22 protein-coding genes are annotated in these 25,140 nt (G+C 36.8%); 11 read left to right on the top strand and 11 right to left on the bottom strand.

Translation table 11 applies throughout. The annotated features are described in order from the left end of the window. Window positions 1-45 precede the first annotated feature (45 nt). A complete protein-coding gene (locus AC4FQ5_RS04620) occupies window positions 46-735 on the top strand; it encodes a C40 family peptidase (RefSeq protein ID WP_491141320.1) in 690 nt (229 codons plus the stop codon). A gap of 211 nt (window positions 736-946) precedes the next feature. Here AC4FQ5_RS04620 and AC4FQ5_RS04615 read toward each other — a convergent pair whose 3' ends face one another. From AC4FQ5_RS04615 to AC4FQ5_RS04590, 6 genes are all read right to left on the bottom strand, one after another. Continuing rightward, window positions 947-1,528, bottom strand: coding sequence for a pentapeptide repeat-containing protein (locus tag AC4FQ5_RS04615; RefSeq protein WP_491141319.1), 582 nt, complete (start codon window positions 1,526-1,528; stop codon window positions 947-949). Window positions 1,529-1,684: 156 nt separating this feature from the next. Beyond that, a complete protein-coding gene (gene rodA, locus AC4FQ5_RS04610; RefSeq protein WP_491141318.1) occupies window positions 1,685-2,914 on the bottom strand; it encodes a rod shape-determining protein RodA in 1,230 nt (409 codons plus the stop codon). Further along, on the bottom strand, window positions 2,911-4,938 hold the full coding sequence (locus tag AC4FQ5_RS04605) for a peptidoglycan D,D-transpeptidase FtsI family protein (protein WP_491141317.1): 2,028 nt from the start codon (window positions 4,936-4,938) through the stop codon (window positions 2,911-2,913). The genes rodA and AC4FQ5_RS04605 overlap by 4 nt, the downstream gene beginning before the upstream one ends. After that, window positions 4,935-5,441, bottom strand: a complete 507-nt coding sequence (locus tag AC4FQ5_RS04600; protein ID WP_491141316.1) for a rod shape-determining protein MreD — start codon at window positions 5,439-5,441, stop codon at window positions 4,935-4,937. Before AC4FQ5_RS04600 ends, AC4FQ5_RS04605 begins: the two co-directional genes overlap by 4 nt. Beyond that, entirely contained in the window at window positions 5,434-6,288 is an 855-nt protein-coding gene (gene mreC, locus AC4FQ5_RS04595) for a rod shape-determining protein MreC (RefSeq protein WP_491141315.1), read from the bottom strand. Before mreC ends, AC4FQ5_RS04600 begins: the two co-directional genes overlap by 8 nt. 27 nt (window positions 6,289-6,315) lie before the next feature. Continuing rightward, window positions 6,316-7,341 carry a rod shape-determining protein gene (locus tag AC4FQ5_RS04590; RefSeq protein WP_050378070.1) on the bottom strand — a complete coding sequence of 342 codons (1,026 nt, stop codon included), beginning with the start codon at window positions 7,339-7,341 and terminating at the stop codon, window positions 6,316-6,318. 227 nt (window positions 7,342-7,568) lie between these two features. On the opposite strand from AC4FQ5_RS04590, the gene hemA reads away from it, so the two are divergent. From hemA to hemE, 6 genes are all read left to right on the top strand, one after another. Further along, complete coding sequence (hemA, locus tag AC4FQ5_RS04585) at window positions 7,569-8,843, top strand: glutamyl-tRNA reductase (RefSeq protein WP_491141314.1); 1,275 nt, start codon at window positions 7,569-7,571, stop codon at window positions 8,841-8,843. Further along, window positions 8,830-9,738, top strand: a complete 909-nt coding sequence (hemC, locus tag AC4FQ5_RS04580; protein WP_491141313.1) for a hydroxymethylbilane synthase — start codon at window positions 8,830-8,832, stop codon at window positions 9,736-9,738. Before hemA ends, hemC begins: the two co-directional genes overlap by 14 nt. Before the next feature lie 35 nt (window positions 9,739-9,773). Next, on the top strand, window positions 9,774-10,355 hold the full coding sequence (locus tag AC4FQ5_RS04575) for a DUF1287 domain-containing protein (RefSeq protein ID WP_491141312.1): 582 nt from the start codon (window positions 9,774-9,776) through the stop codon (window positions 10,353-10,355). Window positions 10,356-10,360: 5 nt separating this feature from the next. After that, window positions 10,361-11,023 carry a peptidoglycan recognition protein family protein gene (locus tag AC4FQ5_RS04570; RefSeq protein WP_491141311.1) on the top strand — a complete coding sequence of 221 codons (663 nt, stop codon included), beginning with the start codon at window positions 10,361-10,363 and terminating at the stop codon, window positions 11,021-11,023. 129 nt (window positions 11,024-11,152) lie between these two features. After that, complete coding sequence (locus AC4FQ5_RS04565; RefSeq protein ID WP_491141310.1) at window positions 11,153-11,833, top strand: uroporphyrinogen-III synthase; 681 nt, start codon at window positions 11,153-11,155, stop codon at window positions 11,831-11,833. Between the two features lie 40 nt (window positions 11,834-11,873). Further along, complete coding sequence (gene hemE, locus AC4FQ5_RS04560; RefSeq protein WP_229983213.1) at window positions 11,874-12,905, top strand: uroporphyrinogen decarboxylase; 1,032 nt, start codon at window positions 11,874-11,876, stop codon at window positions 12,903-12,905. 118 nt (window positions 12,906-13,023) lie between these two features. On the opposite strand, the gene AC4FQ5_RS04555 is transcribed toward hemE, so the two are convergent. From AC4FQ5_RS04555 to AC4FQ5_RS04535, 5 genes are all read right to left on the bottom strand, one after another. Further along, window positions 13,024-14,244, bottom strand: coding sequence for an aminotransferase class V-fold PLP-dependent enzyme (locus AC4FQ5_RS04555; RefSeq protein ID WP_491141309.1), 1,221 nt, complete (start codon window positions 14,242-14,244; stop codon window positions 13,024-13,026). A gap of 160 nt (window positions 14,245-14,404) precedes the next feature. Then, a complete protein-coding gene (locus tag AC4FQ5_RS04550; RefSeq protein ID WP_491141308.1) occupies window positions 14,405-15,049 on the bottom strand; it encodes a 50S ribosomal protein L25/general stress protein Ctc in 645 nt (214 codons plus the stop codon). A gap of 54 nt (window positions 15,050-15,103) precedes the next feature. Then, window positions 15,104-16,042, bottom strand: a complete 939-nt coding sequence (locus AC4FQ5_RS04545) for a ribose-phosphate pyrophosphokinase (protein ID WP_491141307.1) — start codon at window positions 16,040-16,042, stop codon at window positions 15,104-15,106. 85 nt (window positions 16,043-16,127) lie between these two features. Next, a complete protein-coding gene (locus tag AC4FQ5_RS04540) occupies window positions 16,128-17,693 on the bottom strand; it encodes a G-D-S-L family lipolytic protein (protein ID WP_491141306.1) in 1,566 nt (521 codons plus the stop codon). A 9-nt stretch (window positions 17,694-17,702) separates the two neighbouring features. Continuing rightward, on the bottom strand, window positions 17,703-18,941 hold the full coding sequence (locus AC4FQ5_RS04535) for an OmpP1/FadL family transporter (protein WP_491141305.1): 1,239 nt from the start codon (window positions 18,939-18,941) through the stop codon (window positions 17,703-17,705). 279 nt (window positions 18,942-19,220) lie between these two features. On the opposite strand from AC4FQ5_RS04535, the gene AC4FQ5_RS04530 reads away from it, so the two are divergent. From AC4FQ5_RS04530 to AC4FQ5_RS04515, 4 genes are all read left to right on the top strand, one after another. Next, on the top strand, window positions 19,221-20,660 hold the full coding sequence (locus AC4FQ5_RS04530; RefSeq protein ID WP_491141304.1) for a PSP1 domain-containing protein: 1,440 nt from the start codon (window positions 19,221-19,223) through the stop codon (window positions 20,658-20,660). After that, window positions 20,653-21,114, top strand: a complete 462-nt coding sequence (locus AC4FQ5_RS04525; protein WP_491141303.1) for a gliding motility lipoprotein GldH — start codon at window positions 20,653-20,655, stop codon at window positions 21,112-21,114. Before AC4FQ5_RS04530 ends, AC4FQ5_RS04525 begins: the two co-directional genes overlap by 8 nt. Before the next feature lie 6 nt (window positions 21,115-21,120). Further along, window positions 21,121-23,502, top strand: coding sequence for a transglycosylase domain-containing protein (locus tag AC4FQ5_RS04520; protein ID WP_491141302.1), 2,382 nt, complete (start codon window positions 21,121-21,123; stop codon window positions 23,500-23,502). 73 nt (window positions 23,503-23,575) lie between these two features. Continuing rightward, a complete protein-coding gene (locus AC4FQ5_RS04515) occupies window positions 23,576-25,117 on the top strand; it encodes a protein adenylyltransferase SelO (protein WP_491141301.1) in 1,542 nt (513 codons plus the stop codon). The last annotated feature ends 23 nt before the right edge of the window (window positions 25,118-25,140 follow it).

Below are 25,140 nucleotides of genomic sequence, written 5' to 3'. Positions count from 1 at the left end.
TTAGAGAAATAAATATTCCTTTTTAACACGGATAATAAAAAATATATGAAGAAAAGAGTTTTGTTTTATTTAGTTGCTTTCGTTTCTACAATATCACTACAATCATGCGTTACTAATTATGTCGTTTCAAAACCAGCAACTTACACTAAAGAATACAAAACAGATGCCAAACTTGCAGCAATAGATACTAAGATGGAGAACGATAAAAAGTTGTTAATCAACTCTTTCATCTCTGAAAAAGCAGTGGCCATCGCAAACGCAAAAAATTCTTTAAAAAATTCTGAAATCGCAAAAGCGATCAAACACAATAAGACCATTGATAATATCTTAACAGAAGCACAGACTTACCTGGGAACTCCTTACAGATACGGAGGAACAACAAGAAACGGGATTGACTGTTCAGCATTTGTTTTATCAGTATTCGGAGCAGCAGCAGGTCTTACTTTACCAAGAGTGGCAGCCTCTCAGTCTCAGGAAGGAGAAACTGTTGAAAAACAAAACCTTCAGAAAGGTGATCTGATTTTCTTTTCTCACGGCAGAAGAATCTCTCACGTAGGAATAGTAGAAGATGTAACTGAGGAAGGAGAAGTAAAATTTATTCATGCGGCGACTTCAAAAGGAGTAATGATCTCATCACTGAACGATTCTTACTGGGGACCAAAATACAGGTTTGCAAAAAGAGTAATCAATGAGAACGGAGAAAGCTACAACAATTTAGCATCTACTAGTTTTTAGTCTTAAATAATTGATTTATATAAATGAAGCCATCAAAATTTGATGGCTTTTATTTTTGGCTTAATTCAAATTCAATTGTAAAATTACACATCGTCTTTGTCATTCCAGAGGGATCTCAACAAATATTATAAAAAAGTATATCTAGATTTCTACGGAATGACAAACTTTACATTTAAATTTTAAAAAAATAATTTTCGAAACTTTATTAAAATCAGCTATTTTTATCAATTTCTATGTCAAAGCGACTTAAGAGCCCATGAATTTCTGAAAGTGAAAATTTGGTCTTCTTTAGTCTGTTAAGCTCAAGATTGATCGTGTAACTGAAAGATGTTCTGAGATCTGCTTTTTCCAAATTTGTTCTTTCGAATGTTGCACCGCTGAAATCACAGTTGGAGAATACAGAATTGGTCAAATCGCATTCGGAAAAATCAACTTCAATCAGTTTACAATTTTTGAATAATGTCCTTTTGACGGTCGTTTTATAGAAAACAGAATTATTCAGAGCGCATCCTTCAAAACTGAAAGACATTCCAAACTCATTGCAGTCGTCGAAATGCATTCCGTACATTTTGCAATCCTTAAAAATGACATCCCGAAAAGCAGTTCCGATTAATTTAGTCATGCTTAAATTACTGTCTATGAACTCGCAATCGGTAAATTTAAACTGAGAAAGATCAGCATATTCGAAATTGCAGTTTTGAAATGTGCATCTCTCATATTCGCCTGTTTGCAATGGTGATTTGGCAAAGTTTAACTGACTGTAATTCTGATCTGAGATGTAAGGTTCACTCATAAAATTTTACGATTGCATTTAAATAAAAATATTAGAAATTTTTTCTCGCTGATTTGGCAGATTGCGCAGATTCTTTGCTTAAAAGAATTTATGAAATTGATGGAATTTAGATGAAAATGCTGTAAACTTCCATCATTCATATTCTAATTTTCAACCTTAAACTAAACTGTTTTTATCTGCGTAATTAAGTTTAAAGAAAATAAAAGTCATTACAGAAAAGGCAAGCAAAGAACTTCCCCCATAACTGAAGTACGGTAATGGAATACCAACTGTCGGAAACAACCCCATAACCATTCCTAAATTAATAGAAAAGTGCATCAGCAGGATAGAAGCAAAAGAATAACCGAAAACCCTGTTGAACGTTGATTTCTGCTGTTCGGCGAGGTAATAGATTCTCCCGATAAAAACCATGTAGCACAATACCAAAACTGTACTTCCTGCAAAGCCCCATTCTTCACCAACCGTACAAAAAATATAGTCTGTTTCCTGTTCCGGAACAAATTTCCCTTGTGTGACAGAACCTTCACGGTAACCTTTCCCCCACATTCCTCCGGAACCAATGGCGGTTTTTGAATATAATAAATTATAACCCGAAGTATCCCTGAAAGCTTTCTCGCCTTTATACAAAACCTCAATTCTTTCTCTCTGGTGTTTTGGCATTTTTTCTAAAACGTAAGGGGTGGCAAATGCCAATCCGCACAAAAGTATAACAGAACCCGCAATACTGGAAATCGTAATAATATCCCAGCTCATTTTGTAATAATTCAGAAATATAAGAATCCCGGCAACCAAAACAATTGCAATGACGACATAAATAGGATTAACAGCCAACGAAACCAAAAATACCGATGCAAATAGAAATCCGACACCGAACAACCATCCGCTTAAACCCTCACGGTATAAAGCAATAAAAAACGCCGTAAAGACCAACAACGATCCCACATCGGGAATTGCCAAAACAACAACAGCAGGAATTCCTACAATTGCAAGAGTTGTTAAGAGTGATTTTCTGTTTTTTAAATTATATTCTGGTCCTGAAACATAATTGGCAAGCATTAAGGCAACACCAATCTTAGCAAATTCTACAGGCTGCATGGTAAAGCTTCCGAATTTGTACCAGTTTTTCTGTCCTAAAATTTCTTTTCCAAAAGGAAAAAGCCCGATTAATAAAAGAACACCGCCAATATAAATGATTGCGGACATATTTTCGAAAAACTTACTTCGGCTGAAAAATATGATCAATCCAACAAATAAAGAAATACCGAAAAATATCAGTTGTTTTTTACCTAAACCCTCATCAACACTGTAAATATTGGCAATCGCAAAAATACAGAGCAAAAAATACAGCCCAAGACCTAATTTGTCTATTCCTTCTGTCCACTTCATTGTTTCACAGTTTTTTTAGGTTCAACTTTCTTCTTGGCTTCTAATTTTTCTTTTGCCTTTTTAATAAGATTTAAGCTATCCTGTATTCTTTTAAGCTTAAGCGAGTCAGGTTTTGGTTCTTTGTATAGTCCTTTCCTTTTGAGATCAGCAATCCACTGCCTTTTATATTCAGGCATAAAACTAGAGGTGATCATCTTTTTGTAAAGATGTTCTCTTTTAAGGTCTCCGGTAATATATTTTTCAGCAATCACCGTACAAGCCGGCCCGGCCCAGGTTGCACCAAATCCTGCATGCTCCATTACGGCAACTACTACAATTTTAGGCTTTTCGGCAGGAGCTATCAACACAAAAATAGAGTTATCTTTTCCTTGCGGAACCTGTGCAGTTCCGGTTTTAGCCAGCTGAGTAAAGTCATTAGATTTCAGACCTCTTGCAGTACCATTTAGAACTACGGCTTCCATCCCTTTCAGAACGGGTCCGAAATGTTTGGGATCGACCAGGGTTTTATGTTTAACTTTAAATCTTGGATCAGGATTTGGCTTACCATCAATTGACTTTACAATATGTGGCGTGTAATACCATCCTCTGTTGGCAATTGCGCTAACATAGTTTGCTAACTGAATCGGGGTCACCAAAACATCACCCTGTCCCATTCCGTTATAGATGGCTCCGGTTGACATTTCGTCCCAGTTCTTATAATCCTGTTTCTTAGAACCGTTTGCTTTAATAATTGCTTTGAATCTTCTTTCATAAAAGTCTCCTGAAGGAATTCTTCCTTTAGCACCTACAGCAAAATCATTATTCAGAAATTCTCCCACCCCGAAGCTGCTCATTATTTTTTTCCATTCATCAACACCTTTTGATGGGTTTCCCGGATATTTTTTAATGATTGCAATAAATGCATAGGTAAAAAAACAGTTGCTGGACACCTGAATTGACGGAATCAAAGGATCTGCCCCACCGTGACCTTTAATTCTCTTTCCTTTATAATAAAAACCTCCGCCGCAAGGGAAAATTGTATTCTCATCCATCACACCCATTTGCATTGCTGCCAAAGCCGTTAACAGCTTAAACGTAGAACCGGGTGGATAACCCGCCTGTAAAGCTCTGTCAAATGTGGGTTTATTTTCATAAATCGTATCTTTTGAAAGTGCATATAAATTTTTAGATTTATTGGGTCCGGTGAAAAGATTAGGATCAATATCCGGTCCGGTTGCTGCCACCAGAACTTCACCGTTATTCGGATCGATGGCAACGATGGCTCCGTGCTTATTGACAAGCATTTCCTCAGCAATTCGCTGAAGATCGTAATCAATGGTTAAAGTAATATCTTTTCCTGTAATCACATCCCGGTCTAATGTGCCGTTTTTGTAAGGACCAACGTTCCGAAGCTTTATGTCTTTCTGAATGTATTTGATTCCTTTTATTCCGCGAAGTTCTTTTTCATATGATTTTTCGATTCCTGTTTTTCCGATGAGGTCGCCCGGAAGATAATAGGTGGAATCTTTTTTGATTTCCCTGTCATTGACTTCGCTTGTGTATCCCAAAAGATTCCCCGAGGTAGAAACTTCGTATTGTCTTTGAGGACGCTGAACGATACTGAATGCCGGATATTTAAATATAATTTCCTGAACTCTTGCAATTTCTTCCCTGCTCAGATCCTTGATGAAAGTCATCGGAGTCAGCTTAGAATAATATTTTTCTTTTTTTATAAGGTTGATTCTTTTGATAAAATCTCTCTTTTCGATTTTCATTAAATTACAGAAGGCCAACGTATCAAAATCAGGTTTCATTAAAGCCTGGGTGAAAGAAATTTCATAAGCAGGCTGGTTTCCTACCATGATTTTGCCATTACGGTCAAAAATAACTCCACGTTGAGGAATGATGTATTCTGTTTTTATGGAGGTATTGGCGGCATTTAGTGCATAACGGTCTGTAAACAGCTGTAAATAAGAAAGTCTTGCCACAAAAATGATAGCAAGAATGATGAGAACAGATAAGATTTTTATATGACGTGTGTTCAAACTTTCTGTTTGATTTTAAAGATTAATGCGTAAACTATGATAAATATAAAAGAAATTACACTAGTTACCAACACATTAAGCAAGATTTCAAAAACTCTGCTGAATTTAAAAAACTCAATATACTGTACCAAAAGCTGATGCAGAAATATGCTTGAGAAAAGGAACAGCAAAAACTGAGTCCACTGCAGTGACTGAAATGAGAAGAAATCTGTAGAAGTATCTGTAGAAGTTCTGAAGATTAAAGTTCTGAAATAAGCGATGACCGTGGTTGCCAAAGCATTGATTCCCCACGAATAAAGGAAAGCATCAATCGATAAACCTATTAAAAAACTTAAAGCTAAAAACTGAAATTTATTTCTGAAAAAAGGATAAAACATCACGAAAACCGGATATAAAACCGGAGTATATTTCCCAAACAGCGTAATTCTGTTCAAAACAAAAATCTGTAATGCAACCAGAAAAATCATGATCAAAAGATCTGTAAATAACGTCCTGCTAATCATTTTCTTTATTTATTACAGCCTGCATAGTATCATTAATTTTCTGAACCTCAGCTTTTTTAAGATTTTTAACAACAAAAACTTTATTCAGAGCACCCATTTTTTCGCTCAACTCAACAGAAATATCCCAAAATCCTGTCTGATTATCTACAGTATAACCTGCGACAGTTCCTATCATGACACCTTTAGGAAATATTGCAGATTTACCATCGGTCACAATGGTATCACCTATTTTCAGAGAAACATATTTAGGAACATCTGCCAAGTGCATTACTCTGGAATTATCTCCTCTCCAAGTCAAAGTTCCGAAATATCCCGAGTTTTTTAATGACGCATTAATTCTGATTTTATTAACGCTGAGCACAGACTGTACCAGAGCATAACTGTCTGTAGAATTGATGACGATTCCGGCAATTCCTTTCGGAGCCATCACGCCCATCTGAGGAAGAACTCCGTCTCTTTTCCCGCGATTGATTGTAAAGTAATTGTTTCGCCGGTTGATACTGTTGAAAACAATTTCACCGTCTACAAAAGTATAGATTTGTCCACCTCCTAAAGTATCGTGCACTTTTCTGAAAACCGGATTTTTACCGCCCTGTTTTCCGTACAATTCAACCATTAAGGCTTTATTTTGAACAACAAGATCTTCGTTGACCTGCTTTAATTTAAGATAAGAAACGCCTTCATCAATACCTCCTGAAACCCACGAATTGAAAGCCGCAGTCTGACCTGCAAGCCAGGATTGCTGCATTGCATTTTTAGAGAATATCAGAACAAGAGCAATAATTTGCAGGAAAATAAAGAATACAAAAAGAGCATTCTTAGAAAATAATCTCAGCAAAAATCCCATTCAGATAAAGTCGTAAAAAGTTAAAAATTATTTGATTAAGAAATTGAATTTATCCATATTCTTAAGTGCGATCCCTGTTCCTCTTACAACAGCTCTCAAAGGATCTTCTGCCACAAATACAGGAAGACCTGTTTTCTTATGCAGTCTGTCTGCAAGACCTCTTAGTAAAGCACCACCACCGGCAAGATAAATCCCGGTTTTGTAAATATCAGCAGCCAATTCAGGAGGTGTGAGAGAAAGAGTTTCCATTACAGAATCTTCAATTCTGATGATTGATTTATCAAGAGCACGGGCAATTTCTTTATAGCCAACCATAATTTCTTTTGGTTTACCTGTAATAAGATCTCTACCCTGTACCGGAATATCATCGATATCAACATCAAGATCTTCAACTGCAGAACCTACCTCTATTTTCACTCTTTCAGCAGTTCTTTCACCAATGTAAAGATTATGGTGTGTTCTCAAGAAATATGCGATATCGTTTGTAAATACATCCCCTGCAATTTTTACAGATTTATCACAAACAATACCTCCCAAAGCAACCACGGCAATTTCTGTAGTACCACCACCTATGTCGATGATCATATTTCCTTCAGGCTTTTGAACATCAATACCTACTCCTATTGCAGCAGCCATTGGCTCATAAATCAACCGTACCTCTTTTGCATTTACTTTCTGAGCAGAATCTCTTACCGCTCTTTTTTCAACTTCAGTAATTCCTGACGGAATACAGATTACAATTCTTAACGCAGGCTGGATAAATCTGCCTTTGATCCCGGGAATTTTTTTAATAAACTCTTTGATCATATGCTCAGAAGCATGGAAGTCTGCGATAACTCCGTCTTTCAGCGGGCGGATGGTTTTTATGTCTTCATGGGTTTTACCCTGCATATGTTTTGCCTGTTCTCCCACAGCAATCGGCCTACCCGTAGAACGCTCAATTGCAACAATTGAAGGCTGGTCTATAACAATTTTATTATTATGGATAATAAGCGTGTTGGCGGTTCCAAGGTCTATCGCAATCTCTTGCGTAAACATATCGAATAAACTCATAATTTCTCCTTGATTTAAGTTTACAAAGATATAAATTTAAGACTACTAATGAATACCATAGTAAATATAATTTGGTTAAAATTTTATTAAATTTTAAAAACACGTTTAACCTTTTGATTGTGAAATTTTCATAATTTCCGGGCAGCAATTCATAGCTTTTTACGATAATTATCATATACATTATCTGAGGATGCTTAATTAAAAATATCGTATTTTTGCGATTGCTTATGATACAGTATTCTAACATACATCAGACATCCAATTTCGCTGTACTTTCCGTAAGCTTTGAAAAGGCTGATGTAGAAACGAGAGGGAAATTCGCATTCTTTGATGAAAATATCAAAAACTTTGTTACCCGGATTCACAATGAGGATTTGGGAGACGCTTTTGTAGTTTCTACCTGTAACAGAACCGAAATTTATACCACTTCCAGCAATTATCTTTTGGTGGCAGAAGAATACTGCAAGACGATCGGTGTGAACCTTTCGGATTTTTTGCCGTTTGCCAATATTTTAACAAAAGAAGAAGCGCTGCAACATTTATTCAGAGTGGCAGCAGGTCTGGAAAGTCAGATCATTGGTGATTTTGAAATTATCGGGCAGATTAAAAAAGCGTATGCTAGATTCAAAAAAGAGAGACAAAACTCCAATCCTTATCTGGAAAGATCTATCAATTCTGCAATTCAGATTTCGAAAAGAATAAAAAACGAAACGGGAATTTCCAATGGAGCGGCTTCAGTTTCTTATGCGGCAGTTCATTATATTTTAAATAATCAGAAAAGACTTACCGAGAAAAATATTTTACTTTTGGGAGTCGGTGAAATCGGACAGAACACTGTTGAAAATTTAGTAAAACATATTTATCAGCCCCAGATAAAAATTGCCAACAGAACTCAGGAAACCGCAGAGAAAATTTCTGAGAAATATAAAATTCCACATATCGAGTATTCAGATTTTGAAAAAGAACTGGAAAAAACAGACATTCTTATCGTAGCGACCGGAGCAAAAAAACCGATTGTAGACCAATCACATTTTAAAAACGGAAGAGAAACCTTGGTCATTGATCTTTCGATTCCGCATAATGTTGACAAAAATGTTTCCGAATTGAATCATGTAACTTTGATTGACGTTGATGCGCTTTCAAAACAGATTCAGCAAACCATTCAGCAGAGAGAAAAAGAAATTCCGAAAGCTGAAAAAATCATCAAGGAAATGACCAAAGACTTCCTTGAGTGGGAAAAAAAGAGAAAACTGGCACCGAATATTCACCACTTCAAAGCAGTTCTAAAGAATATGGAACGCAATGAAATGCACAATTTTTACAGAAAAAATAAATACATAAACATCACAGACATGGAGCTTTCTGAGAAAATGATTCAGAAAATTACCAACCGTTTTGCAAAATATATCATCGACAATCCTCTAAAAGCCGAAGAAATTAGTAAATTAATGCACGAAATATTAGTTGAACAACCCAATAACGAATTCAATGAAAAGCATTAGAATAGGAACCAGAAACTCGGCACTCGCACTTTGGCAGGCAAGAGAAGTAGCAAGGCATTTGCAAAACAACAATTATCTCACAGAGATTACACCAATCGTTTCTTCCGGAGACAAAAATCTCAATCAACCCCTTTATTCTTTAGGAATTACAGGCGTTTTTACAAGAGATCTGGATATCGCTTTATTAAATGACGAAATTGATATTGCCGTACACTCTTTGAAAGATGTACCTACACAATTGCCTCACAATATCGAACTGATTGCTCATCTTGAGAGAGATTTTCCGCAAGACGTTCTGATCAGAAGAGAATCTGCGAAGGATAAAGAATTTCATGAACTGAAATTGGCAACAAGCAGTTTGAGAAGACGAGCTTTTTGGCTAAAACATTATCCGAACACAGAATTTTCTGACATCCGTGGAAATATTCAGACCCGACTGCAAAAACTGGAAGAACAGGATTTTGATGCCACAATCCTATCTTTAGCCGGAATTAAGAGAATGAAAATGGACATCAATTACGAGATGCTTCCGGTCATGATTCCCGCAGCTTCGCAAGGCGTAATCGCTATTGCAGGACATTCTGAGAAGCCTGAAATCAACGAAATTTTAAAATCAATCAATCATAAGCAAACCCAAATCTGTGTAGAAATGGAAAGAAATTTCCTGAGCACACTGGAAGGAGGTTGTACGGCTCCGATTGGTGCTTTTGCAGAGAAAATCGAAAATCAGATCCGTTTCAAAGGAGCGCTTTGCTCACTTGATGGGAAAAACTATATCGGCATCGACGAAAGTTTTGAATATAACGAAGAAGAAAATTTCGGAGAGAAATTTGCCAACATCGTCTTAGAAAACGGTGGCAGAGAATTGATGGCGGAGATTAAAAGTCAGCTTTAATTGATTTAAAATTATTAAATCTAAGTTTCACCTCAATGAAAAGGTATCTCTCTATACTGGTAATTTTGTTTTTTGTTTTTACTGCAAAAGCACAAAATCAGTTTGCTCAAAAACTTTCTGATGCAGCTCTGAGTTTAACAAAAGACAGAGTTACCTACGATCCCGCTTATTACTCAATCAAATATCCTAATGGAGATGTTGCTGCAGATAAAGGTGTTTGTACTGATGTAATTATCCGGGCTTACAGAAAATTAGGAATAGATTTACAGAAAGAAGTGCATGAAGATATGAAGAAGAATTTTTCTAAATATCCTAAAAAATTTGGTCTGAAAAAACCAGACACGAATATTGATCACAGAAGAGTTCCAAACCTGATGGTTTTCTTTGCCAAATTCGGAAAGTCAAAATCGATTGAGACCAATCCTTCGCTGTATGTTCCCGGAGATATTGTTACTTGGCTCTTACCCGGAAATCTGACACACATCGGGATTGTTGTCAACAAAAAATCTGCTGACGGAAAAAGATATTTAATCGTCCACAACATCGGTGGCGGACAAGTAATCGAAGATTGTTTGTTTAAATTTACCATTACCGGACATTATCAATATCCAAAATAATTTTCATGAAGAATCTTATCTGCATTTTATTTTTATTGATTTTAAATTTTTCTCCTGCGCAAAAAAGTGATTTTAAGATAATTAATAAACCGATCAATTATTCCGAGGAGAGAATTCGTCTCAGTTTAGAATATCTGAAAGACCATCACGGCTTGACTCAAAAAACACCGACAATTGTTCCTAAAATGATTGTTCTGCATTACACGGCAGGTGGAACCGTGGAAAGTAATTTTAAATACTTCAACAAAACCCATCTGGAAAGTGCCAGAAACACCTTAAAAAAACAAAGTACACTGAATGTTTCTTCTCAATATATTGTCGACCGTGATGGGACAATTTATCAGTTGATGGAACCCAATATGTTTGCAAGACATACAATCGGATTGAATTACTGCGCTATCGGAATTGAAAATATTGGAAGCAAAAAACAACCGCTCACAGAAAAGCAAGTTGCCGCAAACGCACAGTTGGTGAGATCTTTAACCCAAAAATATTTAATCGAATATTTAATCGGTCATTCGGAATACGGAATTTTCAGAAACTCTAAGCTCTGGAAAGAATCTGACCCGAAATATTTCACCGGAAAAGAAGATCCGGGAAAAGATTTCATGAGCAAAGTAAGACTTCAGGTTGCAGATTTAAAACTAAAAGACAAACCAAGTAATTAATAAGACAAAAACTTTGCGTGCTTGTCTAAGTGAAACGCCTCAGCGAACCTAAAAACAGTTAGTAGTAAAAAAATCTTAGCGTCCTTTGCGTTAAAAATTTTATTCTTATTTAAATGTAGGATTTACAAAATGAAAATTTTATTTACCAAAAACATAGATTCAGAAATACTTTCCAAAGAATTGGAAAACGACATTTTGGCTGAATGTGTTGAGGTCATTAAAATCAAAAATCTAAAAGCAGAGCCATTTGATTTAAAAAATTACTCGTTGATTTTCACAAGTTTAAATGGTGTAAAATCTTTTTTTGAAAATAGTTTTAAGCCCAATGAAGATTTCACATCAAAAAGCTACAATAAAATTTACTGCGTTGGCGAAAAAACAAAAAGAGAACTCCGGAAAAACGGTTTCGGGACTTTTAAAGTTTTAAAAAATGCGGAAACGCTTTCAAAATTTATTATTGATCACTGTCAGCACGAAAAATTCATTCATTTTTGCGGAAATCTTGCGATTGATGTTTTAGACCAAAAACTTCCGCTTCAGAATATCAGCTATAAAAAAATCACTGTTTACCAGACAGAAGAGCTGAATCCTGCGATACCTGAAAAATATCATGCAATAGTTTTTTTTAGCCCAAGCGGAGTTCGTAGTTTTGCGAAAAATAATTCTCTGGAAAATATGGTTCTCTTTTCGATCGGAGAAACGACTTCGAAAGAATTAAGAAAACATACAAAATCAAAGATTTTTACAAGTAAAAAAAATACTTTATCAAACCTGTTGCTGGTCATCAAAGATGCTTTAAAGAACAATTAATCTAAAAGTAACTGAAACCAACAACTATCAACTAAAAGATATGATTAAAAACGACCTATATTTAAAAGCACTTCGTGGTGAAACCGTAGAAAGACCACCAGTTTGGATGATGAGACAGGCGGGAAGATATTTACCGGAATTCATCGCACTGCGTGACAAATACGACTTTTTCACAAGATGTCAGACTCCGGAACTGGCTTCTGAAATTACTGTTCAGCCGATCAGAAGATATCCTTTGGATGCTGCGATTTTATTTTCCGACATTTTGGTGGTTCCTCAGGCGATGGGAATTGATTTTAAAATGAAAGAGAACGTTGGTCCGTGGTTGGACAATCCGATCAGAACCATGGAAGATGTTCAGAATGTAATCGTTCCAGATGTGAATGATACTTTAGGCTACGTTTTTGATGCGATTGAACTGACTTTAATTAAATTAGACAACGAAATTCCGTTAATCGGCTTTGCAGGATCGCCTTGGACGCTTCTTTGCTATTGCGTTGAAGGAAAAGGAAGTAAGGCTTTTGATATTGCGAAATCTTTCTGTTTCCAGCAGCCGGAAGCTGCGCATTTGTTACTTCAGAAAATCACAGATACTACGATTGCTTACTTAAAGAGAAAGGTGGAAAAAGGAGTTTCTGCCGTTCAGGTTTTCGATTCTTGGGGCGGAATGCTTTCTCCTCAAGATTATCAGGAATTTTCTTGGCAATACATCAGTCAGATTGTTGAAGCTTTGGCTCCGTTGACGCATGTTGTCGTATTCGGAAAAGGATGCTGGTTCGCTTTGGAAGATATGACGATGTCTCCGGTTTCTGCTTTAGGTGTTGACTGGACGATCAAACCGGAATTGGCAAGAACATTGACGAATCATACGATGACCTTGCAAGGGAATTTTGATCCTGCAAGATTACATTCAACTCCAGAAACCATTAAGAAAATGGTGAACGAGATGATCAACCGTTTCGGGAAAGACCGATATATTGCCAACTTAGGTCATGGAATTTTACCTAATATTCCTTTGGAAAATGCGGAAGCGTTTATCAGAGCGGTTGTAGATTGGAAGCCGAATAATTAATTGTTCTCCCACAGATTTCACGGATTAACACAGATTTATTTAGCAAAAATTATAAAACAAAAATCCCTTTCAACATAAGCTGAAAGGGATTTTTTATGTCTAAAGATAATTCTATAAATTAAGCTAGCATTCTCTGCGCCTTTTTCACACCTTCCACCAACAGATCAATTTCCTCAAAAGTATTGTACACTGCGAAACTGGCTCTTACGGTTCCTGCAATCTCAAAGAAATCCATAATCGGTTGGGTACAATGATGTCCGGTTCTTACGGCAACTCCCATTTTATCGAGGATCATTCCGACGTCAGAAGAAATACCTACACCTTCAAGATTGAAAGAAACTACTCCTGTTCTATTGGCGTTTTCACCGTACACTTTTAAACCTTCAATTTCCAAAAGATGTTTTTGAGCATATTCCAATAAAGCACTTTCGTGACGCTGAATGTTTTCATGTCCAACTTTATTAATAAAATCAACTGCGGCTCCCAAAGCAATATTCCCACCTACATTTGGAGTTCCGGCTTCGTATTTAAAAGGTAAACCTGCATAAGTGGTTCTGTCAAATGAGCAAACAGCAATCATTTCTCCGCCTCCGTGAAATGGTGGCAAATCTTCCAAAATCTCCTGTTTACCGTACAAAATACCGGTTCCCATCGGAGCGTACATTTTGTGCCCTGAGAAAACAAAGAAATCACAGTCTAAAGCCTGAACATCAATCTTAAAATGCGGCGCAGACTGTGCGCCATCAATAACGATATACGCATCTGAATTGGCTCTCGTCTTCTTAATAATTTCTTCAATAGGATTGACAATTCCCAAAGCATTGGAAACCTGATTTACAGAAACGACTTTTGTTTTTTCACTTAAAAACTGATCCAGATAATCAAGTTGAAGAATTCCGTTGTGATCGATTGGGATGACACGAAGTTTAGCTCCTGTTCTTTCACAAAGCAACTGCCACGGAACGATATTCGAGTGGTGCTCAAGGTAAGAAATAATGATCTCATCATCTTTTTTGAGCTTCTGGGTTAAAATATAAGCGATAAGGTTGATTCCTTCTGTAGTTCCTTTCGTAAAAATGACTTCAAAATCATTTTTTGCATTGATGAATTTCTGGATTTTTCTTCTTGAAAGTTCCATTTCTTCAGTCGCCAATTGACTCAAAGTATGAATTCCTCTGTGTACATTGGCATTAATTTCCGTATAATATTGTTTCCAGACTTCTAATACAGAATTTGGCTTTTGAGATGTTGCGGCATTATCTAAGTAAACCAATGGCTTACCGTTCACTTCCTGATTTAATATAGAAAACTGACTTCTTATTTCCTGAATGTCAAACATTTATTATATTTTTTATTATTAAACGTTCTTAATTTAGAACAGTTCAAATTTACGACTTTTTATCCAAAAGTCTGTCAGATTAATAGGGTGATAGATTTCATCTAAAAACAAAAGACCCGCCAATAAATTGACAGGTCCCGTATTGTGATTAAGAAATTTCTTATTCTGCTGCTGCTTCTTCAGTTGCAGGAGTAGCTCCTTCAGCTTCAGTTGCCACTTCTTCTTCATCGTCATCATCTGCAACTGCACCACCTTTGGCTGCATTTCTTGACATCTTAACAGCTACAACAACTGCATTGTCTGGATGTACGAAAGAATATCCTTCAGTTTTGATACCTCCTACATAAAGTTTGTTACCAATCTTCAATGATGTAATATCAACAACGATCTCATCCGGTAAATTTGCAGGAATTGCTTTTACTTTCAGTTTTCTGAAAGACTGACGTAAAACACCACCAGCTACAACACCTTTAGAACGACCAGTAATTCTTACAGGAACTTCCATGATAACCGGCTTATCGTCAGATAATCTGTAGAAGTCTGCGTGAATAATCTTGTCTGTAATCGGGTGGAACTGAATATCCTGAAGAACTGCAGGAATTACCTGTCCGTCAACTTCAATAGATACCGTGTGTGCTTCAGGAGTATATACCAAACCTTTGAAAGCTTTCTCTGCTGCAGAGAAGTTCAATGGCTCACCACCTCCGTAAACAACACAAGGAACTAATTCAGCATCACGTAAAGCTTTTGTCGACTTTTTGCCCACGCTTTCTCTTTTTGTACCTTGAATTGTAATAGATTTCATTTATAAAAATTTAAAAATTGTTTTGATTTTATTTTGCAATCAGCTCATTATCAATTAAATAACAAACTTACTGCTAATCGATTGATGCTCATGCACCATCTTCATAACATCAGCAAATAATGGGGCGCAAGATAGCACTTTTATTTTAGATGACAAATTAGTTTTTACAGGAATTGAGTCAGTTACAATAACTTCCAGCAATTGTGAGTTCTCAATATTATCATATGCCTTTCCTGAAAGCACTCCGTGAGTAGCCATTGCTCTTACAGACAACGCTCCTTTTTCCATCAGAATATCAGCAGCTTTGCAAAGTGTACCTGCCGTATCGATCATATCATCAATAAGGATCACGTTTTTACCTTCTACATCACCAATAAGGAACATTTCTTCAACAACGTTTGCCTTTTTTCTTTCTTTATAAGCGATTACTACATCAGCACCAATATGACCTGCGTAGTTTTTTGCTCTTTTTGCACCTCCCATATCCGGAGAAGCAATGGTAAGGTTATCCAGATTCATATTTCTGATATAGTCGACAAATATTGTAGATGCATAAAGATGATCCACAGGAATTTCAAAGAATCCCTGAATCTGATCTGCATGAAGATCCATCGTCATGATTCTTGTAGCTCCGGCAGCCGTTAACAGATTTGCCACCAATTTAGCACCGATCGGTGCTCTTGGTTTGTCTTTTCTGTCTTGTCTTGCAAGCCCGAAATATGGAAGCACTACGGTAATACTTTTCGCAGAAGCTCTTTTTGCTGCATCAATCATGAGAAGAAGTTCTAAAAGATTGTCTGCCGGCGGAAATGTAGATCCTATCAGGAAAACCCTCCCTCCTCTTACAGACTCATCCAAAACAGGCTCAAATTCCCCGTCGCTAAACTCCTGAAAGTTGATTTTCCCTAATGCTTTGCCATAATATTGGGCAATTTTTTCTGCTAGCTCTTTACTAGTTCTTGTCGAAAATAGATAACTTTGTTGCTCGGCCATTTTTACTTTTTAAAAGATTTTGCAAATTTAAAAAAAAACCACAAGAATAAGTCTTGTGGTTTCCTTTTTTTATTTTTCCTATTAATTAGGGGAATGTTACTCCCGAATATTTATTAGGATCTACCTGTGGTAATGTAGATTTATATTTCATATTGATTGCCTTGATAAATTCATTGGCAACAATAGCATAACCTCTGCCTGTGAGGTGAACTCCGTCTAAAGAGAATGCTCCACCAGTAACAAATGTTGCCGTATATCTTACACCGTCCCATGAAATGCCTGATTTAGAATTCAACTCAGACATTTTTGCATTCATATCAACAAATGCAAGACCGTAAGAATCTGCCATTGCTTTGATGGAAGTGTTGTATGCCTTAACTGCTGTCGAAATATTAGTCACTTCATCCGAAGTTAATGAATACTGGTCTCCTATCGGGAAACTCGCTCCGTAAATGAATACTGAGCTCGGTGTCGCAGGTTGATTAGTCGTTGCATCTATCCCCAGAAGAGTACTGGAAGTAAGCAGCATAAGTTCTCCCGGCTTAGCCTGTCTCGCTCTTCCAAAAGCATTTCCTATAAATGCTGCCTGTGTTGCAGGAACACCCCCTGCAGTTAATGCTGCAGTAAGCTGCACGGAAAGATTGGTCAATTTATTATCAATAATAAGTACGGGGTTATTTCCTGCAACCACAGGGTTAATTCTATCTCCTTGTCCGAAGGCAGTAAGAGCCGCTTTCAAGGGACCATACAGCTGAGTATTTAAAGCCTGAGCTTTTGCAGCATCCAAAGGTATTGCATTATAAGGTACTCTTGTGAAAAACGGAATATTAGTAACGTCAGGAATATTTCCTATAATGCCTTTAGTAGAACCAACACTTTTTAATCCGTCTAAAACTCCTTTTATAGAACCTGCAACAACATTAGGATCTGAAATATCATTTGATCTGTAAGTTGCAGGATTCAAATTTCCATTTTGAACCGTTGCTGCAGTATAAGTGGTAACTCCACCTGTTGTTTGGGAATTTGTTCCGCCATTTGTGGCATATGATAACACATCATTATTACCTATCCAGAGAGAGAAAAATGTTGGAGACTGTGCCATTGCATCTGCCAAAACACTCGTGGTGGCCGAAGAAGCAAATCTTACAAAATAAGGGTTTGCTGTACCTGTCGCCAAACCTGCAGCACTTCCGTAATTAGGTGCAACCAAATGGAATGATTTGGCTCCGGGAACTCCCATATTATTATAAGGTCTACCGGCAGCTACATTATCTAAAGCAGCAGCGGCGGCAGATGCTTTTGGAGATAAGGCTCCATTCACAAGATTCAACATCAATTTCCCAGGGAATCCCGGTAAATTTGTAAATCCGCCAACATTGTTTGGCATCAAAGGCTGTTTGAAGTCTCCTCCTCCGGCAAGCCTCATCTGCATAGCTATCATACTAGGATAAGATTCATTCTGTCCATCAGAATAAAGAGCTCCATCTCTGTATCCTGAAGTCAACGAGTTTCCTAAAGCTACATATTTAGAAAAATCTGCTTCACCTTTCGTTACAACGATATCTTTAACGTCTGTATCAAAATCTGTTTCGCAGCTTGTCGTAAAAAACAAAGCAGAAACAGCAAGTGTAGATATTATTATTTTTTTCATAATTTCAAATTAAAAAGCATTATAAGATAAACCTAGACCAACATAGAATGCCTGTGCTTTTGCCTGACCATAAAAACCTAAGTATTTATTATTCACATCTCTACTCTGCGGCATTACGTATCCTCCTGCAACATCAACTCCGAATTGCTTAAACTTAAAGCCTAAACCTCCCGTAACGACAAAAGAATCAAAAGAAGGTGTTTCAGGAATAAAATTTTCGTCAGTATAAGGTGATTCGTCATAATACGCTCCCAATCGTCCAAAAATCATGTTATTAAACATATACTGTGTTCCCAATCTGAATGTCTTAGAGTTTCTAAAGTTTTTGGGGGCAACCAGAATTGTAGGATCGGTCTGATTTCCAATTGGGGCATTAGCAAAATCTAACGTCAGCTTGCTGTATCTTTCCCAACCGTGATAATTGAAATCTGCTGAAATCAACCATTTTGGAGTAACCTTGTACGTCATACCAATTGTATATTCTTCAACCAGTGGTAAAGTTGCGGTAAAAGCGTCTTGTCCGGCGCTGTTTAATCCTAATAATCCGTTAACGGTGCTTTGCGCAGGAACTTTAAATGTAGCAGTTCCTTTTTTAGCTTTCATATCAACCGGTGAACGGTAAGCAATACTCATATCAAATTTAGGATCTGGTCTGAAATAGAAACCAAAGCCATACCCGTGACCGCTTGCCTTCTCATCGTTAATATTTACCGTACCTCCAAACTGAGTAACCGCTTTATCCCAATTTACACTTCCTTTAGCATAAATATAACTTGCTCCGAAGGATAACCAATCAGCCATTTTCACAGAAACCATCGGTTGGAAGTAAAAACTTTTCAACTCAAGCTTCTGCACCATTTCTCTTCCCTCCCAATCATAAGGATACTGAATCGTACTTCCGAAAGGTGTTGTAAAACTGAAACCAATAGATAATTTGTCGATTGGCTTGTACGCAATCGCAGCATAAATTGGTGTTCCCATCGGGTTATCCGTCTCTGTACTCTGCAGAGTATTTAAATTTTGAAAAGTAACTTTATTACTTGCTCCAAAACCTCCTGCAACAATACTTAATTTTGAAGGGATGAATGACATACCTGCAGGGTTAAAGAATGCAACACTCGCATCTTCGGCATGAGCACTGGTATGCGCCATTGCCAATTGTTTTACCCCTTGGAGAGAAACCCTGAAGCCTCCCGCATAAGATAGAACACCAGCCAACAAGGCAGTTGATACTAATATTTTTTTCATAGACATTTATTATATAATCCAAATATAAAATTATTTTGATTAGGTCTGTTAATAAATCTTAATATTTTAAACATAACCATAAAAGAAAATTATGTTTAAAATAACACTTTCAATATTAAAACCATTAAAGCTCTGTTAATAAACACCTTATGGAGTTAAAAATTTATTTAAAAAATTCACGTTTAAGATTAAACATTCAACAAAATAAAGATTTAGTATTTTTGGAATTGTGTAAAGATAAAAATCAATAAATTTGCAAGATTAAATAAATTATAATATATGAGTTGTGGATGCAAAACATCCGGCGATTCTGCACATTCTTGCGGAACGAAATCCGCGAATGGCTGTGAAAGTGTAAATACCTGTGGTAATAGTTATAAATTAAGTGTTTTCGATTGGTTATCTAACGTACAAAACCCTGCATCTAACCGATGTGATTTTGTGGAAGTTAGGTTTAAAAATGACAGAAAATCGTTTTATAAAAATGTAAACAATATTCCTTTACATATAGGTAGTGTAGTAACAGTAGAATCTAGCCCCGGACACGATGTAGGAGTGGTAAGTCTCTCAGGAGAATTGGTAAAAATTCAGATGAAAAAGAAAAGATTTTCAACTGAAGACCCACTTAAAATATACAGACTGGCTAACCAAAAAGACATTGAAGTCTGGCAGGAAGCAAGAAAAAAAGAAGAAACCGTAAAGGTTGATGCCCGAAAAATTTCTCACAGATTAGGTCTTGAAATGAAGATCACTGATGTAGAATATCAAGGCGACGGCTCAAAAGTTACTTTCTTCTATACTGCAGACAACCGTGTAGATTTTAGAATGTTGATTAAAGAGTTTGCAGGAACTTTCAGAACCAAAATCGATATGAAACAGATCGGTTTCAGACAGGAAGCCGCAAAAATCGGTGGAATTGGTTCGTGTGGAAGAGAATTGTGCTGCTCGACATGGTTGACAGATTTCAGATCAGTAAATACCAATGTAGCAAGATATCAGCAATTAAGCATCAATCCTCAGAAATTGGCAGGACAGTGCGGAAAGCTGAAATGTTGTTTAAATTACGAGTTAGACAGTTATTTGGATGCATTAAGCCACTTTCCATCGTCTTCAACAATGCTGGATACTGAAAAAGGAAGAGCTTTCTGTATTAAAATTGATGTTTTCAAAAAGAAGATGTGGTTTGCTTATGTTGACAGTTCAATGGCTTGGTATGATTTCGATATTGATTTAGTTAAAAAACTGATTGCACAGAACAAAAAAGGCGAAAGAATACTTCCGCTTGAAGAATTGAAGGTTCCCGATATCGCTTTACCAAGTGTAGATCTTATTCAGGAGAACAGTGTTGACCGGTTTGAGAAGAAAAACAGAGGAGGATTCAATAAAAACAGAAATCAGACTCAAGGTCAAAACCCCAATCAGAACAGACCAAATAACAATCAGGGACCAAGAAAAGACCGTCCGGAAAGGAATGACAGAAATGACAGACCCCAAAAAACGGAGAGACCTCTAAATGCTGAGAGACCTAAAAACGCAAATCCGAACGCAAAACCTAATCAGAACCCGAATCAAAGACCGCCAAAGCAGCAACAGCCACAGCAACCAAAGGTTCAGTTAGAAAAAGCAGAGGTCAATGTAAATGCCGAACAGAAACCACAACAACCTCCAAAAAAGAAATTTAAAAAGAAATTTCCTCCCAAAAAAGATAACAATGTATAGAGTTTTAGGGTTATTAATGCTTATTTTTTTAGTAGGATGCGGCACTTCGAATGAAGATGTCATTATGAATTCTATTGATAACAAATGGAGTAAGAAAGCCGAACAAAAATTTAAGCTTGAAATTACGGATCCGCAAAATCCTAAAAATATTATATTTGTTGTGAGGAATAATAATGACTATCCTTACAGCAATATCAGATTTATAGTTAATTTTAAAAATCCTAAAAGCAAAGTTGCTCAGGTTGATACCTTAAACTATATTCTGGCAAAACCAAATGGCGAATGGTTGGGAACAGGATTCGGAGAAACAAAAGAGACTTTGTTTCAATACAAAATAAACTATAAATTTCCGGAAAAAGGAAGTTATGAAATTAATGTGAAGCAGGCAATGAGAAATGACAACCTTCCGGGAATTGAAGATTTGGGAATAAAAGTAGAAACGGCTAAACCGTAATTACACATGGAAGACAACAGACAAAATACAGGAAACAAGGGAAAAAATTTTCCGCTTCCTCCTAAAAAGAATATTAAAAATACCACATGGAAAAGATGGGTAAGGTTTATTTGGGTAGGCCTTATTGCAGTAGTTTTAGGAATTTCAGGACTTTTCTTTGCTGTATCACAAGGCTTTCTTGGTGATATGCCTGATGTGAAAGAACTAGAAAATCCAGACATCTATGTTGCATCAGAAATCATTTCTTCTGACGGTGTACTTTTAGGTAAATTTGAGAAAGAAAAGACCCAGCCAATTGCTTATCAGGATCTTCCGCCTTATATCATTTATGCTTTGCAGGCTAAAGAAGATGAGCGTTTTAAAGAACACTCCGGGATTGATTTACAGTCTGTTGTGAGAGCAGTTGTTTTTCGAGGGGGACGAGGTGGAGGATCTACGATTACCCAACAGCTGGCAAAACTATTATTTACCGGTAAAAGATCTGATAATAAAATTAAAGCGGTTATACAAAAGCTTAAAGAATGGGTGGTAGCGGTAAGTCTTGAGAAAAGATATACCAAAGAGGAAATCATCACTCAATACTTCAATAAGTTTGACTTCCTATACAATGCCAATGGTATTGAAATGGCAGCAAAAATCTATTTTAATAAAACAACAAAAGAGCTTACCCTTCCGGAAGCAGCAATGTTTGTAGCAATGCTGGAAAACCCTGTCAAAAACAACCCGATGAGGAATATCGAAAGGGCGAAAACCAGAAGAGATGTAGTTTTAGACCAAATGTTAAAAACTGGGTATATTGATCAGGCAACATTTGAAAAAGCGGTATCTACACCAGTTGCTCTTGATTATCACCCCATTAAAAATATTAACGACAATCATTCTGCATACTATAAGTTTTATTTAAAGAAAGAGATTGACAAATATCTTGAGGATTACGAGAAAGAAAAGGGTAAAGAACTAAATCTTTATAAAGATGGTTTAAAAATCTATGTAACTCTTGATTCTAAAATGCAGAAATATGCTGAAGAAGCTATCAAAGAGCATTTGACGGATCTTCAGAAAAGATTTGATGCAGAGCAGAGAGGCAGAAAAGCCAGACCTTTTTATTATCTAAATGATCAACAGGTCAACAATGTAATGATGCAGGCGGTCAAAAGAACGGGACGTTACAAGCAGCTCAGCGCAGCAGGAGTTTCTGAAGATTCTATTATGATGGAATTCCGTAAGCCGATCAAAACTTCACGCTTTACATGGGCTGGAGAAGAGGAGGTAGAAATGTCACCTTGGGACTCCATCAGATACCACAAACAGATTGCACAGGCAGGGTTGATGTCTGTGGTTCCGGGAACCGGAGAAATCAAAGCCTGGGTTGGCGGAATCGACTGGCAGCATTTCCAATATGATCACATCAAACAAGGGAAAAGACAGGTAGGATCAACCTTTAAACCTTTTGTATATGCTACGGCTATTATGAAATTAGGTTTAACACCATGTTCTACAATATCAAACGCCAGCTTCAATAAGGGAACTTATCACGTTCCTGGAAGAGGCGGAATGCTTACTTTAAAAGATGCTTTAGCTCATTCTCAAAACCCTGTAGCTTTAAGACTTGCTGAAATGACAGGAACGCAAAGCGTAATACAAACCGCAAGAGACCTGGGAGTAACTGAAGAAATATCTACCAGTTTACCAATGGCATTGGGTTCTTCAGACATTACTATTTATGAAATGGTAGGAGCATACAGTACATTTGCCAATTATGGCAACTATAATAAGCCCGAAATGATCTGGAGAATTGAAGATGCCAACGGACGGGTAATAAAAGAAGTAAACGCAGAACCAAAAGAAGTAATGAATCCTAATTATGCCTACACGATGATCGAACTGATGAAAGGTGTGGCACAATTCGGTACAGCTTCCGGTGAGCTTGGAAGAAAAGGAATATCCAAAGATGTAGAAATAGCAGGTAAAACCGGCACAACACAGAATAACTCCGATGGCTGGTTTATGGGAATTACTCCAAAACTGGCAACAGGAACCTGGGTAGGATGGGAAGACAGGGCAACCCATTTCTATGGAACCGGAGAAGGACAGGGAGCAAAAATGGCATTGCCGATCTGGGCGATTTTCATGAAAAAAGTCTGGGCAGATAAATCCCTTAACATTTCTATGGAAGACAAGTTTGTAAAACCTGGCGACTGGAAAGACGGCTGTACCAATCTTAAGGGGCTTGGTAGCGGTTATGGTGATGATGGCGGACTTCAAACCATTGATGAAATCAAGAATCCCCGCCCGGCAGATCCTGCACCAAAGAACAATTCAGGTAAAAAAGATGACAACGTCAACGAAAATCTGAATACCAGTGAAGAAATAGATTTTAATAAGTAAATTTTAATAATTATCATAAGACCTTTCAATCATTGGAAGGTCTTTTTTGTCTTGGTTTTAATATATTTGGCGTATGAATCTTAAGAATATCAAACAACCTTTCATCGAAGCTTTTCCCGGAGATTTTTCTAAAAATCCAATTCAGAGAAACACCCCGAAAGTATTGTTTTCAACCATTGATCCGGTAGGTTTTGATGAGCCAAAGTTGATTGTTTTTAATGAAAAACTTTCCGAAGAAACAGGACTTGGAAAATTTGATAACCATGATCTTGGTTTTCTTGTCGGAAACAATTTGCCGGAAAATATAAAAACTTATGCAACTGCTTACGCCGGTCATCAGTTTGGAAACTGGGCCGGACAATTAGGTGACGGAAGAGCCATCCTCGCCGGAGAAATAACAAATGAAAAAGGTCAAAAAACAGAAATCCAATGGAAAGGCGCTGGTGCAACCCCATATTCCAGACATGCAGACGGACGAGCTGTTTTAAGATCATCTGTCAGAGAATATTTGATGAGCGAAGCCATGCACCATCTCGGAATTCCTACAACAAGAGCTTTAAGTTTGAGCCTCACGGGAGAAAATGTAGTCCGCGATATGATGTATAACGGAAACCCGCAGGAAGAAAAAGGAGCCGTTGTAGTAAGAACTGCGGAAAGCTTTTTACGCTTTGGGCATTTTGAACTGATGTCTGCACAAAAAGAAATTGAAACGTTACAAAAGCTTACAGATTTTACCATTGAAAACTATTTCCCTGAAATCATTTCCGAAGGAGAACAAAAATATAAAGACTTTTTCAAGTCAGTTTGCACAAAAACAGCAGATTTAATGGTGGAATGGTTCAGAGTTGGTTTTGTACATGGAGTGATGAATACTGATAACATGTCAATTTTGGGATTAACAATCGATTACGGTCCTTTTTCAATGATGGACGAATATGATCTGAATTTCACTCCCAATACAACCGATCTTCCCGGAAGAAGATATGCTTTTGGTAAACAAGGTCAAATTTCCCAATGGAATTTGTGGCAACTTGCCAATGCACTTTTTGCTTTAATTAAAGATGAAAAATTCCTGGAAGACACTTTAAATTCTTACGGAACCTATTTTTGGGAAGCGCATGACAAAATGCTTTGCAGAAAATTTGGTTTTGATGAACTAAAAGATAATGATGAAGAATTTTTCAGCAATTGGCAAGGCTTGATGCAGGAACTTCAGTTAGATTATACTCTATTCTTTAATTTATTAGAAAAAATCAATGATATTTCTGATGCAAAAACTGAGTTTCAAAAAACTTCATATACAATCTTAGATGAGGTTAAATTAAAAAAACTGGAGAATTTTCTTGAGATATATAAAATTCGATTAGAAAAAAATGCAATTTCTAAAAACGAGTCTTTAGATTTAATGAAAAAGGCAAATCCTAAATTTCTCTTAAGAAACTATCTTCTTTTTGAATGCATCGAAGAAATCAACGAAGGGAAAACAGAAATGCTTCACAAACTAACTAAAGCTTTAGAAAATCCTTATGAAGAAATTTTTACGGAATTTTCGGTGAAAAGACCTTCTGGATATGATGATATTTCTGGTTGCTCGATGCTTTCTTGCAGTTCTTAAATAATGTAAATATTCAACAAAAT

The sequence above is a fragment of the Chryseobacterium sp. DT-167 genome (assembly GCF_058310155.1).
The sequence above is the reverse complement of the archived record's forward strand: the minus strand, read 5'-3'. Positions and strand labels throughout refer to the sequence as shown.

Excerpts from the sequence above, each read along its gene's own strand:
- hemC (WP_491141313.1), top strand. The coding sequence starts at position 8,830 with ATGAAAAGCATTAGAATAGGAACCAGAAACTCGGCACTCGCACTTTGG.
- AC4FQ5_RS04555 (WP_491141309.1), bottom strand. The coding sequence starts at position 14,244 with ATGTTTGACATTCAGGAAATAAGAAGTCAGTTTTCTATATTAAATCAG.
- rodA (WP_491141318.1), bottom strand. The coding sequence starts at position 2,914 with ATGAAGTGGACAGAAGGAATAGACAAATTAGGTCTTGGGCTGTATTTT.
- AC4FQ5_RS04535 (WP_491141305.1), bottom strand. The coding sequence starts at position 18,941 with ATGAAAAAAATATTAGTATCAACTGCCTTGTTGGCTGGTGTTCTATCT.
- AC4FQ5_RS04620 (WP_491141320.1), top strand. The coding sequence starts at position 46 with ATGAAGAAAAGAGTTTTGTTTTATTTAGTTGCTTTCGTTTCTACAATA.
- AC4FQ5_RS04515 (WP_491141301.1), top strand. The coding sequence starts at position 23,576 with ATGAATCTTAAGAATATCAAACAACCTTTCATCGAAGCTTTTCCCGGA.
- hemA (WP_491141314.1), top strand. The coding sequence starts at position 7,569 with ATGATACAGTATTCTAACATACATCAGACATCCAATTTCGCTGTACTT.
- AC4FQ5_RS04550 (WP_491141308.1), bottom strand. The coding sequence starts at position 15,049 with ATGAAATCTATTACAATTCAAGGTACAAAAAGAGAAAGCGTGGGCAAA.
- mreC (WP_491141315.1), bottom strand. The coding sequence starts at position 6,288 with ATGGGATTTTTGCTGAGATTATTTTCTAAGAATGCTCTTTTTGTATTC.
- AC4FQ5_RS04575 (WP_491141312.1), top strand. The coding sequence starts at position 9,774 with ATGAAAAGGTATCTCTCTATACTGGTAATTTTGTTTTTTGTTTTTACT.
- AC4FQ5_RS04590 (WP_050378070.1), bottom strand. The coding sequence starts at position 7,341 with ATGAGTTTATTCGATATGTTTACGCAAGAGATTGCGATAGACCTTGGA.
- AC4FQ5_RS04600 (WP_491141316.1), bottom strand. The coding sequence starts at position 5,441 with ATGATTAGCAGGACGTTATTTACAGATCTTTTGATCATGATTTTTCTG.
- hemE (WP_229983213.1), top strand. The coding sequence starts at position 11,874 with ATGATTAAAAACGACCTATATTTAAAAGCACTTCGTGGTGAAACCGTA.
- AC4FQ5_RS04615 (WP_491141319.1), bottom strand. The coding sequence starts at position 1,528 with ATGAGTGAACCTTACATCTCAGATCAGAATTACAGTCAGTTAAACTTT.
- AC4FQ5_RS04570 (WP_491141311.1), top strand. The coding sequence starts at position 10,361 with ATGAAGAATCTTATCTGCATTTTATTTTTATTGATTTTAAATTTTTCT.
- AC4FQ5_RS04545 (WP_491141307.1), bottom strand. The coding sequence starts at position 16,042 with ATGGCCGAGCAACAAAGTTATCTATTTTCGACAAGAACTAGTAAAGAG.
- AC4FQ5_RS04525 (WP_491141303.1), top strand. The coding sequence starts at position 20,653 with ATGTATAGAGTTTTAGGGTTATTAATGCTTATTTTTTTAGTAGGATGC.
- AC4FQ5_RS04565 (WP_491141310.1), top strand. The coding sequence starts at position 11,153 with ATGAAAATTTTATTTACCAAAAACATAGATTCAGAAATACTTTCCAAA.
- AC4FQ5_RS04520 (WP_491141302.1), top strand. The coding sequence starts at position 21,121 with ATGGAAGACAACAGACAAAATACAGGAAACAAGGGAAAAAATTTTCCG.
- AC4FQ5_RS04530 (WP_491141304.1), top strand. The coding sequence starts at position 19,221 with ATGAGTTGTGGATGCAAAACATCCGGCGATTCTGCACATTCTTGCGGA.
- AC4FQ5_RS04540 (WP_491141306.1), bottom strand. The coding sequence starts at position 17,693 with ATGAAAAAAATAATAATATCTACACTTGCTGTTTCTGCTTTGTTTTTT.